Here is an 11,704-nt window from a genome sequence, read left to right as displayed (position 1 = left end):
GGGTATAGCGATAGGGAGCGGCACAGATGTTGCGGTGGAGGCAGCTGGCATAGTGCTGATCAAAGACGATCCAAGAGATGTCGCTGAGGCGATAAAACTGAGCAGAAGAACCCTTAGGAAGATTAGACAGAACCTGTTCTGGGCCTTCGCATACAACACAGCCTTCATACCAGTAGCCGCAGTAGGGCTGCTAAGCCCCATCTTCGCTGCGATAGCGATGAGCCTGAGCTCCGTTAGCGTAGTCGCAAACTCTTTAACCTTAAAAAGAGGTTAGCTGATGGGATGTATGAGCGGTAGTTGGCTAAAGACCCGGTATGCGGGATGAATGTTGACGAGAAGAAGGCTAAGTTTAAATCAGAGTATAGAGGTGTAACATACTACTTCTGCTGCATAGCGTGTAAAGACGCTTTCGACAAAAACCCACAGAAATATGTTAAGTAGAGGGCAAATCTTCCTTTATATTCCTTAAGCGCGACTTTAATCCATTAAGTTCATTCTGTATCGTTCTAAGCTCATCGAGTAAAGGTGTGAAGATCTTTATGGTTTCTCCACTCGCACCTTCTTTATCTCCGCTAAGTGGTTGAGGTGGTTCGAGGTTAGAGGGTGTTTCCGATTTTGTCTTAATTATAGTTGCTGCTTTAAGGATCTCTTGCTTAGCTTTTTCCTCATTTAAGCTAATTTTTGTCTCATTTGTCGCCTTTGCCTTTGGCTGCTCTCTATCTTTTTCCACATTCTTCGGCTCCTCGACTTTAACTTCTTGCTTTGATTCCATCGATTCTAATGTTTGCTGCTCTGCTTGCTTAGCCTCGGCTTCTTTTACTCGCTGCTCTGTCTGCTCAAGCTTCTTTACCTTAGACTCGCTTTCATTTTTTGTTTGAGTTACGGTCTGCGTTTTCAGGATTTCAAGCAGCGTCTTCATGATAAAGTAGGAGGGTGAGGCTGCTATGAGATAGACGAGTAAGGTGTAGAGGTTTAGGGTTGGATTAACGACACCAAGTGTTGTCAACGTGAGTAGTAGGGCTGAGCCTAGCGATAGGATAGTGCTTAGGGTTAGTACTGCTGCTGTCAATAGTGTTTTCAAGGTATCACCGCCCCTACCTTAGATTCAAAACCAGCAAACAAGCTGAGCACGTTGACGGCGAACGTCTGGCAGATTGCCACACCCAACCCTGAGACGAGCAGAAATAGACCCAAGTTATAATATAGGTTGAAAAGAGTGCTACCGTCTGTAAAGTAGATGGCTGCTGAGCTTATCACCGCTAAAGCGAAGAGCAGTGTGAAGTTGAAGAAGACGAGTAGATGCAGGTCCACAGGACTAACAAAGCGGATCGGTGCTGCAGACGGTATGGAGGCGAATCGGTTAAGAATCTCTATGAGAACAGTGGTCATAGTTAGGATGGCTACGAGGGTGCCTTGGATTGGGAAGACTAGACCTTTTAGATAATTCGCCGCTTGCTCACGTCTAGCTCTTCTGACGAGCTCTTCATTGACCCAATCGGCTATTGTTAAACACACCTCATTCATCTTCCCACCTATCTTCGTTGAGGCTAGGAGTATCTGTGTAAAGTCTGATATGAGTCTGCTACCTGTTTCAGCAGCGAAGTTTAGCCAGCAGACGTTGCTATCAAACCCCAGAGTTAGTCTTGAGAGAAGTTTCTTTATGTGATTAGTCATTTTGCCGAATTCACTTTGTGCTATCAACCTAATCCCCTGGGTTAGTGTACCTGCGGCTGCCACCGCTTCACCCAAAACTTTTATGAAGAGTATAAATTGGCTCTCGAAGTTCCTTATCTGCTTAACTTCCCTTAGACCAAATTTGCCTAACGTGAATAAAGCTGCACCGCTTAAAGCCATTAAAGACCACCCATAGAAACTTAGACCCAGCTGATGCAGAATGTAGAAGCAGATAGGTGTCAGAACCAGTAGAGTTACGTAAAGAATCTTGCCAAGTTTTAGGAGATAGGTTAATCTAGGCGGTCTGCATTCTAGATCAGTCACCACCTCATATCTTGGGCTGACTTTAGCTATAAGAAATGTAAGAGCAGCGGCTGCGGCTGGGACTCCTATTAATGTTAGCTGGAGGCTCTGGGTAGCGGAAGCCGTACCTAGTAGTGTGGAGACTGAGATCATAGAAACTGAGATAACCGTGCCCGCTGTAATAAGCGCAGAATATGCTTCACCCATCCACCTCAATCTATCTATCAGATTCAGATGCTCTCTTTGGCTTGTAATGATGAACTTGGTGTGCTCTATCTTCATAAAATCTTTGAAGTACGTGCCGACACTAAGAGCTTGAGAGAGCCTAAGTAAAAAGGCGCTGACTTTGCGATCCTTGAATAGTTTTGCAGCCACGCTCAAGGCGTATTCCTGCTTATAATTCCATTTATCGATCATCAAATCGAGTTTTTTGAAGAGGTTTTGGAACCCAGCTAAAGGTGTTATGGGCGAACTTCTGATGATACCCAGTATGTAGTGTAGTGGTTGATTGGAGGAGGCTGCTAGGTAAAGGAGCAAAATTAATAGGGGAAACTCCGCTCTTCCCCTCTGCTTACCTTCGATGCTTGATCTAACTCGTATGACCTTACTTACTGCCTCAATTTTCATCGAGCCTTCACCACTTCGAGGAGCTTTCCCTTACGCATCAACTCAAGCGCTCTTTCGATTCCAAGCGCCTTTATCGTCTTCAAGGTGAACCATAAGTCAAAGTAGTCTGTAACACCAGCCTCAGCAAGTAGCCTAAGCAGCTCAGCCCTCATTCGAAGGTGGTTGTAAATTTCCCTCACCTCACGCTTCGAGTAACCGTAGAAGACCGCCAGCTTATTTTCGAGTAGGTAGCTTGTACCCTCGCCTCTGAACAGAAACACGTCTGTTAGCGGGTCCCAAGTGAAGATCTCGATGTAATTAAATCGGTCTTCTACGGAATCATAGCCAAGTATCTCGTTTATACTTAATACTCTACGCTCGATCTTCCCTGTCTTCGGAACCTTTACAGCGCTTTGTATAACGACCGCGCCTATATTGTCTATGTAGGTCTTAGGCACTTCTATCGGCGAGCCCGTAAGCCTCTGTATAAGCTTCTGCACAGTAGCTGCGTGGAAAGTGGCTATAACTGGGTGGCCTGTCTGCATAGCTTGGAAAGCTACATTACCCTCACGCCCACGAATCTCCCCAACTATAATGTAGTTTGGTCTCTGTCTCAACGCAGCTTTAAGAAGGGTGAAAAGGTCGATCTTACCTTCATCCCCTTCGCCCTCCTTGGTCACCTCTCTTATCCAGTTTTCGTGAGGCACAGTAACCTCAGGAGTATCCTCAACACTAACGATCTTAGCCGTAGGGTTTATGAAAGCACAGAGTGCATTCAAAGTCGTTGTTTTTCCAGAGGCGGTTTCACCACAAACCCACACACTTATACCAAACTCTAACAGCATCCAAAGGTAGGCTGCTGGGAGATAACTTATCGTATTCCATAGGCAGAGTTGGGTTATGCTTATCGGTATCTTAGAGAATTTTCTAATGGTGAAATTCGTACCATGTCTGCTGATCTCGCTCCCGTAGACTATGTTTATCCTTGAACCATCTGGAAGCGTGCCATCCACTATTGGGTTCCTATAGCTTATAGGTCGCCCTATACGCTCGGCCAACCTCTTAACATATTCATCAAGCTGTTCTTGGTCATCGAAACGTAGGCTGCTTACACAGCTACCAAAAACCTTATGCTCAACAAAGACTGGCCCGAGGCCATTAAAGGAGATATCCTCAATATATGGATCTTTTATCATAGGTTCAAGGGGACCTACACCTATCTTGTCCCTTACTAGCAGATACTCAAGCAGCTCTTTAGTCTTCTCATTCACTAAGAATGTCGGGTTCTTCCCCTTAGTGATGCGGTAAGTAAGATCCTTTAAGGAGTTGTCTACTTTCAGGGTGCTGTCGATAAGCTTACTTAATGCCGCTTTCTTCTCCTCTATATTCCTGTAAATATGTTCTTCATCGAGTTTGTAAGCGAAGATGTTTTCTAGCGTATTCATAATTTGCGTTAAATCTTGACCACGGGTAGGCTCGATGATAATGTATCTAGCCCGCTCCATGCTTTTCTGCCTGAAGATATGTATGAACACCTCTTCAGAGACAGGGTAGATCAGATTAACTTCTTCTTTGTTTAGTCTCTTATCCAAAGTAAGAAACCAAGCCGGTGTGCTGATATTATCTTCTCCAAGCTTGCTCAGATACTGGTTTAAATACGGTCTCCTCGCTAAAACCTCTTGGAGATCGGTTGGAAACGTGTTTACGTGCTCACTTTTCTCTCCACCCATACCCTTACGCCCTCGTCTGCGAATACGGGATGACCTTTACCCCAAAAGCAGGGTCCACTTCAAACGCTACGACCACGGAACCCGCCCCACTAGTTACGCCTCTAAGCTTAGAGGCGAAGAGTATTCTAACGATTCTATCTCCCACAGTCTTAATTTCTAATGTAAGATGAGCGTCACATATAGATCTGACTCTAATCAAAAGGTCTTGAGGAAAAGCATAGGGGTGAACGGTCAAGACTACCGTTTTATGCTGTTTATCGCAAATATTGCGTAGACTTGAAAAGAATGTTAGAACACCTTCATCGTCTGCGTATGTTATCATATATGTTAAGGAATCAACTATAACAACATCAGCCAAACACCTCTCCGTCAGATACTTTACTATGATCTCTAAGAGGCGGTTCGCTCGCTCTCTCTGCCACTCGATATTTTCAACATGCAGGGTGTAAACCTTCAAATACTTTGTAAGGAAATAAGGTCTAACATCAAAAGATAGACTTAGCATCTGCGAAATAAGACTCTTAACAGTATTCTCAGTCGTCATATATGTGACCTTCAAGCCGCTACGTAACGCACCATATGTGAGCTGCTGAGCAAACACACTCTTCCCAGTATCATTTGCACCTTCGATCAACATCAAAGTAGGTACAGGAATATCGCCTAGCTTCTGCTGAAGCTCGTTATTATGCCAACTGATAATCTTGGGTTGAGGTAGGATAGTTTCCTTACTTAACCGCCATCACCCCACACGCACTTGTAGGCAGATCCAGTAGAATGTAGAAGTACCCCAAACCAACGTCTGGCTCAAAATAGGGTAAATCGTCTTGGGCGAATTCAACGATCAACGATAAGGTTTCTCCGCTGTTCCAAGCACCGCATTTCAAAGACATATCAAGGGGGTCTATGATGTCGTTGTAAACTGATGACACAAACCATCTTGTAGATTGGGGGTAATGTGAGTAGGGGATCCTCTTTACAGTAGGCGCGAGTGTATGGTTGTTCGATGTGCCGCGAACTATCTTCACATAAGCTATTATTAGGTTGCTGTGAAGGAGATCAGGCGCTCTAACCCCGCCAAGGGCCAGATAGGTGGCATTAAAAGAAACTTCTTCGATCAGAGTACCGTTATGCCGCTTCACTCTGAAGTCTGCTAGGCGAATCAGATTTGTCTCAACATAGGTGGTGTATGATATTTCGGAGAGTTCTAAACTGCGGCTTAATTCAAGATCGGCAGCATTTACAGAGAAAGATATGTAGTTAAACAGCAATAAGAAGAGGATGCCAAATAGCAGTAGCGAAGATAGGCTACCCAACACCCACCACCTTTGCGCCGCTAGGTGTTGCGAACAGCATAGCTGAAGAATGGTTGGCATCTAAAGCGCAGGTGGAAGGTAGTTTGGCAATAACAAGCATAGCCTCGCCGGGATCAAGGTGACCGCTTGATGTGGTTAGATTGAATGGGTTGATGCCTTCACCTAAGCTGTCTCCACTATATACGCCGCCAACATACCAGTAGCCTTCTGCTCTCTGTGTGTTATAGGGTAACCAGTAGGAGGAGTAGCTGCTTGCTTTTAGATCATAAAAGGCTACGATTACATCGCATTGAGTGAAGGTGTTGACTGGGAGCGGTATTAGACCAGTATTTTTGATGCGTGCTGTAATTGTTTGTGAACTCTTTTCAACGATCAAGAGAGTATATGCTTCTTTTACCTTCCTCTCCTCCATAGTAATACGTTGAATGACATCTTCAGCTTCGGTTGCGTAGTTAACATAGTTCCCCTCCAAGATTATTATGTTGACCCATAGCAAGAGGAGCGAAGTTAAGGCGATCGCGGCGAGAACCGCGAACCCAGACACATAACCCGCCTCCTAAATTGTGAAGGTGTACTCGCCGTATACGCCGTTGTAGGTGACGTATCTAACATAGTAGTCTCCTGCAGATAGTGTTGAATTGCTGTTCACCGTTACTTCTATGGTCTCAGAGGGGTCCCAAACGCCATCACCGTCTCTATCATTCACTAAATCATAGACCCAAGTCGGTGGGGTTGAGTCGTAAGGGATTCTTTCGAAGAGACCGCGTGGTCCGAAGAATAAGTCGGCTTTATTTCCTATAAGGGTTGGGTGGATAGGTTCGACACCTATGTTTTTGATCCAAAGTTTGACCGCTGTGTCGTTGTATTGGGCGGCGAAGACTATATCCACACGTGTGCCAAGTTTTATCTTGAGATCTGCTGTTTTCTCTCTTTCGATGTCAACAACTCGTTGTAGGCTGCCGAATATCGAGGCTGAGAAGACGGATACCGCTATGACGACAGCGATTGTTATGTAAACTTCAGATACTATGGTGCTTGAAGCCAAATCTGCTGATCACCTGCTGGTTACCTAACGTTGCCAGATTTTCGAAGCCTATTCAGCAGAATCAAGAGAAGAGGTAATACTGGGTCATTAGGTTGGTTGGAGAGTTTGTAGAGGATGTAGAGTGTAAGGAGATGCTCCTCTAACCCGACGCCATCTAAAGCCCCCTTCCTGTTAATTGTAAGCTTATCCACGGCCTCCTCAATAGTTTTGGCGAGCTCTCTGCTTATCCAGCCATCTTTAACATATTCAGCAAGAACCCTCATCAACTCCTCTCTATCGAAGACTTCAAGCAGCAGGTTTGAAACTACAAGTATGTTAAACTGATGCTGCCACTCCTCTGCATTAATCCTAAAGCCGTCGCTGCCATCAAAGTTTTTGTTAGTGCCTTTCTTTGCAGCAGCGCTTCCTAGCTCTCGATCTTCGCTGCCATCTCTGTTAGCAGCTTCTTTAACCGCTTTGTTAGCGCTTCCCTCTTCTTTTTTGTCGTCCTTTGGGTTTATTGCTTCGATCATTTTTGATATGTAGTTGAAGGGGTTTTCAAGTTCTGCTATTGTGCTTCTTAGATCTGTTAGGGTTGTGTAGAGAGGCTCCCGTATCTCTTGTATCTCTTTTTCAATAGCCTTTACTTTCTTTTCTAACTCAGATATTTCACTGCTGCTCAAAGTAGAGGCTCACACCCGCTTTCGCTTCTCTTTTCTACAAGCTTGCTTAGTAGTGTAGTAACCTCAGCTCTAGCCACATTCAACCCAAGTGAGGCTAAGCCCAGTACATCCGAATCTGGGAGGATTAAGCAGAGATACGTGGTTGGGGTGCTTAAGACCCGCCCAACAGCTATGCCAGCTTGCTGAGTAGCGATAAGAACATAGTCTAAACACCCTACACCGTTACTCTCAAATAAGCTATCTACTGATATTATCAGCTGGGTGACTTTAGATAGGAGGGGTGCATTAGAGCGATGACCGATTCCGAAGAGTAACCCTTTTTTATCATAAAGGGCGCAAGCGTTAGCGCCTAACTCAGTTTTAAGTGTGTTGAGGATGCTTCTAAGTCCGTCTACAAGAGCCTGATGCTTCAAACTTTCTCCACCTCTTTAATCTTGAATTCGCACACGCTGCTTCCTTTAGTCACGCAGCGGCTCTCTTCGACTTCAACTTCAAACCCTTTAACGTGCTTCAAATACCTCTGGAATACTCCGCGAACGAGATAGCAGCCTATGGAGCCGCCTTCAGCTAGCGGCAGAGGTTTTGTGGAGATGGCGAGGCTGCTTATGCATACGCTATCTTCTATTTTGACTCTACCAAGATTGTTTTCGGCGAAGAAATCTACTATAGCCTCTTTTAGTTCCAAAAGGTCACTATTGTGTTTTTCGAGCAGATTATCTACTAATCTTGCGCCTAGATGGTAAAAGAGGACAGCTGCACCAATAGGTCCGAGTAGGTTTGGTAAGATGGTTTGTAGTGTGTCGACTAGGTTGCTGCTCGAATCGGTATCTTTCTCTCTTATGGCGTAGAGTGGTTGGGGGTCTTCTCCTACAACTGCCACTAACCCAAGCATACCTACCCCGCCTTTATTATAGAAGTCGCATCTATATAAGTTTTAAATCCGACATAAAACTTATCTATATGCTACACGGATATTCTACCGACCGATATGACGCGGGAGAAGAATAAACTAAGTTGGCGCACCCAGCGAAGAGGGCTCACAGGGCTAGAGACAGCGATAATCCTAATAGCATTCGTCATCGTCGCCTCAGCCTTCGCCTTCACCGTGCTGAACATAGGCTTCCAGTCTACACAAAAGAGCCAAGAAGTCATCGCAGCAGGCATCGAGGAAGCGTCATCAGTTATGGAGATAGACGGCGCAGTAATAGCAAAAAGTGACGGAACTAAGTTACATAATGTGAGCTTCGTCATAAAGCTCTCAGCCGGGAAATCTCCAGTTGACCTTAGCCAAGATAAGCTCGTAATAACCTGGACCAGCAAAAACAAGCACGAAGACAACATCTACGATGGGACAAAAGCAAGTGTAGAGGCTATATTTGCAGATGATACCGACATGTATCTCAGATATGGTGACAAATACAAGGTCTTTATAGATGTACAGCAGATAGGCGACGATCTCGGAGCAAACGACGAATTCAAGATTGAGCTGAAGCCTCCTAAAGGTGCGGTGCTCACATTAGCCAGAAGACTGCCTCCTGCCTTGGATCCAGTAATGTTCCTAGGGTGAAGGGGTGCCCTTAAGAGGAGGAGGAAGGTTGGAGTGGGTTGACGTGCTGGCTCAAGCGGCTTCGGCCATCCTAGCCTTACTCCTCCTCACATCCTTTTTCTTTTTAGGTAGGCTTTTTAAGGACTCTGCTTTTAGCCGTGGGTTGAGCCTCTTCTTTTTTGGTGCCCTCTTACTTTTGATTCGTCCGAGCGTCTTGATTCTGCTAAGCTTCTTTGATGCTGTTTGGCTCTTTGGTTGGTTGGATGTAGCTACCACTGCTGTTTTCGCCGCTGGGCTTCTGTTAATCAAGAGTCCTCTTGAGCGTCTTGTGGGGAGGGCGTTGGATCAGAGTGTTATCCGTCAACTTAATTTAGAGGAAGATTCTTCTATGTGATGATGGTGGGTCTGAACCACTTCATCTTGGTGGTGAAGGATCATCGGTGCGGCGATGCTGTGGTTGATGCTTTCACCATCTTTGAGGATAGGGTGAGGAAGAGGGTCTGGGGGCTGAGTAGATACGCGGCGCATAGGAGGAAGCTCTGCAAGGGTGATAGAGTCGTCTTCTATGTGAGTAGTAGGAGTAGGAATATGCCTTCTCTTCTGGTTGGTTGTGGGGTTTTAGATTCTCAACCCTATCTTATATCTGATGTGGAGAGGAGGCTCTGTATAGCGTTGCCTGAAAAATACACGCACGTTGTGGATTTGGCTGATATTGAGGTGTGGCCTAAGCCTTTGCCGTTTAGGAGCGTGTGCAGCAGCCTATCTTTTGTGAAGAATAAGCAAAGCCCCTACGTGTATCTGCAGGGCGGTGTGGTGAGGATAAGCGAGGGGGATTATCTGACCATATGTAATACCGCAAAATTATTTATGTCTTCTAACGGTACCTAATGGGTGGTATGGCTGAGCAGGAAGCGTGGGTATACGACCCCATATACTTCGATGCCACGGTTAGGAGGAGCGGGAACAGCCTAGTCATCACGATACCTCCTGAGCTCGCCCGTAGGATGCTCATCTCAGAGGACCAGCCAGTTAGGGTTGTTGGAGCTGTTAGGAGCGGCATAATGCTTGAAGGCGCGCTCCTGGTGCATTTAGGGTTCTTCAGCTGCACCGAGAAGGTCCCTGTTGTTAAGTGTCTACTCACTAACCCGTCTTCTAGGGATGAGAGGCTTCCTTTTGTTGAGGAGTTGGCTCAGCGCTTCTCCGCAACAGACTTAGCAGTTAAGAGGGTTAGGGAGGGTTGGGAGGTGAAGATCTACCTGGGCTCGATCCTGAGGGGTGGTTTTAGGCCGAGGAGCGGTAGGGAGTTGAGGATCGTGATGGATGAGTTGAAGAGGGTTGCTGAGGCCAGGGGGTTCGCTGTTGCTGAGTTGGGGGTTGTGGAGGAGGCGGTTAACTTGGAGGGCGTAGACCCCTCTGTAGTCGCTCAGGCGCTGAGGCATAACCCGACGAAGGTATCTTACAAGTGGCAAGTTTGAGAGGAAAGTGGGCATAAAATTTAGTTAGTTGTTTTGTTGCCTCAACTTTTCCCTTAAGAGATAGGTTTCTGATTAATTCATCTATATGTTGGTATTGATATTCCATCAATACTATCTCGCGGTGACTATGTCTTGTAGGATTTTTATAATTCTTTCGTTTACTCCACATTAGATCAAATGCAAGCCTGGTGGGATTTAAACCAACGCAAGTAGAAGAGGAAAGCGGGCACTACTTAAACTATTTTAATGAAAAAATATCAGCGGGTTACATAATAGGAAACTAAATTTTTTTCTGTAAGTGAAGTTCATAAGGTTTAATTATCTTTCGATTATTCTTCTAGAACCTATGATGGCAGATAAGACCACCTCTGTTGCAAACAAACAGATAATGATACAGGTAATAGAAGAAACAGAGAATACCCTTACATCTCTTGCTGAGATGCATGATTTACAGAAGAACTACGTTGAAAAAGTTATTGAAGACCTAAAGACCCTGCTTGTATACATCAAGGAAAACATACCCATAGATCCGAAAAAACTAAAATGCCCCTACCACAAACTAGGATGCCCCTACTACAACATAAAAGAAGCATATTTAGCTGGCGAAGCCCAACTAATGATTAAAAACAAAGATGGAAAAATTTTCCTACAACCTCTATCGAACCTAGAGCTAGAAAAGATAATTGCAATAATAGAAGAAAGTCTACCTACGATAAGTAGACTTATAGCCGCAAAAAAGCAATCATTGGAAGAGAAAGTCGATCTATTAGAGCACATAATACTAATGATGCAGCCAGCCGGAAACCTACGCACGACACAAGAGGCACCCACTGAAACATAAAAACCACAGAAAGATCCAGTAAATCATACACCCCCTTTATTTTTAAAAGTCTCTTTTAAGTTTCAAATCTTCAGTATGATTCGCTATTTACGAACTCATTAAAAAATTTTTGCTTTTTAATTCTTCCATTAAAAGCTTAAATTTTGAAATGTTAAAAAGATATAAATTATCGAGGTGCACATGTCTAGAATGCGTAAAGATAGGCTGAACAAGGAACACTAATACTATGGTTTAAGCGGGCCTGGTGGGATTTGAACCCACGACCTACTGGTTAAGAGCCAGCCGCTCTACCTGGCTGAGCCACAGGCCCCTTCTCCACCATCAAACCACTTAACCACAACACTATATAAGCTGCTTCCCCAACTTGCTGAAGACTATTTATATCCTCAACCCCACAACACCTAACGATGCTCTACTTCATCGGACTAGGCTTAAGCGGAGTAGAAAGCATAACACTAGAAGGGCTCGAAGCCCTAAAGAGCTGCAAAACCTGTCTCTTATACACATCT

At 45.0% G+C, this 11,704-nt stretch carries 17 protein-coding genes and 1 tRNA gene; 6 read left to right on the top strand and 12 right to left on the bottom strand.

Features of this window, described 5'->3' with window-relative positions:
- Together HA494_05830 and HA494_05825 are read left to right on the top strand one after the other, a co-directional pair.
- Window positions 1-274, top strand: a 274-nt coding sequence (locus HA494_05830; GenBank protein NHV97290.1) for a heavy metal translocating P-type ATPase, incomplete at its 5' end; no start/stop codon positions are given.
- 23 nt (window positions 275-297) lie between these two features.
- Complete coding sequence (locus tag HA494_05825; GenBank protein NHV97289.1) at window positions 298-441, top strand: YHS domain-containing protein; 144 nt, start codon at window positions 298-300, stop codon at window positions 439-441.
- On the opposite strand, the gene HA494_05820 is transcribed toward HA494_05825, so the two are convergent.
- From HA494_05820 to HA494_05775, 10 genes are read right to left on the bottom strand one after another with little or no spacing between them, the layout of a single operon-like run.
- Window positions 434-1,081, bottom strand: a complete 648-nt coding sequence (locus tag HA494_05820) for a hypothetical protein (protein NHV97288.1) — start codon at window positions 1,079-1,081, stop codon at window positions 434-436. The two genes, HA494_05825 and HA494_05820, sit on opposite strands and share 8 nt — an antisense overlap.
- Window positions 1,078-2,604, bottom strand: a complete 1,527-nt coding sequence (locus HA494_05815; GenBank protein ID NHV97287.1) for a hypothetical protein — start codon at window positions 2,602-2,604, stop codon at window positions 1,078-1,080. Before HA494_05815 ends, HA494_05820 begins: the two co-directional genes overlap by 4 nt.
- Window positions 2,601-4,313, bottom strand: a complete 1,713-nt coding sequence (gene tadA, locus HA494_05810; protein NHV97286.1) for a Flp pilus assembly complex ATPase component TadA — start codon at window positions 4,311-4,313, stop codon at window positions 2,601-2,603. The genes HA494_05815 and tadA overlap by 4 nt, the downstream gene beginning before the upstream one ends.
- A 4-nt stretch (window positions 4,314-4,317) precedes the next feature.
- A complete protein-coding gene (locus HA494_05805) occupies window positions 4,318-5,031 on the bottom strand; it encodes an AAA family ATPase (GenBank protein ID NHV97285.1) in 714 nt (237 codons plus the stop codon).
- A gap of 7 nt (window positions 5,032-5,038) precedes the next feature.
- Complete coding sequence (locus HA494_05800; protein ID NHV97284.1) at window positions 5,039-5,626, bottom strand: hypothetical protein; 588 nt, start codon at window positions 5,624-5,626, stop codon at window positions 5,039-5,041.
- Entirely contained in the window at window positions 5,619-6,170 is a 552-nt protein-coding gene (locus HA494_05795; GenBank protein NHV97283.1) for a hypothetical protein, read from the bottom strand. The genes HA494_05800 and HA494_05795 overlap by 8 nt, the downstream gene beginning before the upstream one ends.
- 12 nt (window positions 6,171-6,182) lie before the next feature.
- Window positions 6,183-6,671: a hypothetical protein gene (locus HA494_05790; GenBank protein NHV97282.1), complete on the bottom strand. Its 489-nt coding sequence runs from the start codon at window positions 6,669-6,671 to the stop codon at window positions 6,183-6,185.
- A 20-nt stretch (window positions 6,672-6,691) separates the two neighbouring features.
- The gene (locus HA494_05785) at window positions 6,692-7,333 is read right to left on the bottom strand and encodes a hypothetical protein (protein ID NHV97281.1); all 642 of its coding nucleotides are present in this window, start codon (window positions 7,331-7,333) and stop codon (window positions 6,692-6,694) included.
- Window positions 7,330-7,746, bottom strand: a complete 417-nt coding sequence (locus HA494_05780; GenBank protein ID NHV97280.1) for a hypothetical protein — start codon at window positions 7,744-7,746, stop codon at window positions 7,330-7,332. The genes HA494_05785 and HA494_05780 overlap by 4 nt, the downstream gene beginning before the upstream one ends.
- Window positions 7,743-8,225, bottom strand: coding sequence for a hypothetical protein (locus HA494_05775; protein NHV97279.1), 483 nt, complete (start codon window positions 8,223-8,225; stop codon window positions 7,743-7,745). Before HA494_05775 ends, HA494_05780 begins: the two co-directional genes overlap by 4 nt.
- A gap of 96 nt (window positions 8,226-8,321) precedes the next feature.
- On the opposite strand from HA494_05775, the gene HA494_05770 reads away from it, so the two are divergent.
- Entirely contained in the window at window positions 8,322-8,900 is a 579-nt protein-coding gene (locus tag HA494_05770) for a hypothetical protein (protein ID NHV97278.1), read from the top strand.
- A gap of 51 nt (window positions 8,901-8,951) precedes the next feature.
- Here HA494_05770 and HA494_05765 read toward each other — a convergent pair whose 3' ends face one another.
- Window positions 8,952-9,188, bottom strand: coding sequence for a hypothetical protein (locus HA494_05765; GenBank protein NHV97277.1), 237 nt, complete (start codon window positions 9,186-9,188; stop codon window positions 8,952-8,954).
- Window positions 9,189-9,275: 87 nt separating this feature from the next.
- On the opposite strand from HA494_05765, the gene HA494_05760 reads away from it, so the two are divergent.
- The 3 genes from HA494_05760 to HA494_05750 all read left to right on the top strand — a co-directional run bounded on the left by HA494_05760 (window position 9,276) and on the right by HA494_05750 (window position 11,195).
- Window positions 9,276-9,767, top strand: a complete 492-nt coding sequence (locus tag HA494_05760; protein ID NHV97276.1) for a hypothetical protein — start codon at window positions 9,276-9,278, stop codon at window positions 9,765-9,767.
- 8 nt (window positions 9,768-9,775) lie between these two features.
- Complete coding sequence (locus tag HA494_05755; protein ID NHV97275.1) at window positions 9,776-10,354, top strand: hypothetical protein; 579 nt, start codon at window positions 9,776-9,778, stop codon at window positions 10,352-10,354.
- Window positions 10,355-10,700: 346 nt separating this feature from the next.
- Entirely contained in the window at window positions 10,701-11,195 is a 495-nt protein-coding gene (locus tag HA494_05750) for a hypothetical protein (GenBank protein NHV97274.1), read from the top strand.
- Window positions 11,196-11,431: 236 nt separating this feature from the next.
- Here the strand turns inward: HA494_05750 and HA494_05745 are convergent.
- A tRNA-Lys gene (locus tag HA494_05745) sits at window positions 11,432-11,505 on the bottom strand.
- Window positions 11,506-11,704: the final 199 nt, after the last annotated feature.

The sequence above is a fragment of the Nitrososphaerota archaeon genome, from assembly GCA_011605775.1.
Lineage (GTDB): Archaea > Thermoproteota > Nitrososphaeria > Nitrososphaerales > JAAOZN01 > JAAOZN01.
Note: the sequence above shows the minus strand (reverse complement) of the source record. Positions and strands in the feature narration are given on the sequence as shown.

Bases quoted from the DNA above. Each gene is read 5' to 3' on its own strand.
- HA494_05750 (NHV97274.1), top strand. From the start codon at position 10,701: ATGATGGCAGATAAGACCACCTCTGTTGCAAACAAACAGATAATGATA.
- HA494_05770 (NHV97278.1), top strand. From the start codon at position 8,322: ATGACGCGGGAGAAGAATAAACTAAGTTGGCGCACCCAGCGAAGAGGG.
- HA494_05760 (NHV97276.1), top strand. From the start codon at position 9,276: ATGGTGGGTCTGAACCACTTCATCTTGGTGGTGAAGGATCATCGGTGC.
- HA494_05755 (NHV97275.1), top strand. From the start codon at position 9,776: ATGGCTGAGCAGGAAGCGTGGGTATACGACCCCATATACTTCGATGCC.
- HA494_05775 (NHV97279.1), bottom strand. From the start codon at position 8,225: ATGCTTGGGTTAGTGGCAGTTGTAGGAGAAGACCCCCAACCACTCTAC.
- tadA (NHV97286.1), bottom strand. From the start codon at position 4,313: ATGGGTGGAGAGAAAAGTGAGCACGTAAACACGTTTCCAACCGATCTC.
- HA494_05815 (NHV97287.1), bottom strand. From the start codon at position 2,604: ATGAAAATTGAGGCAGTAAGTAAGGTCATACGAGTTAGATCAAGCATC.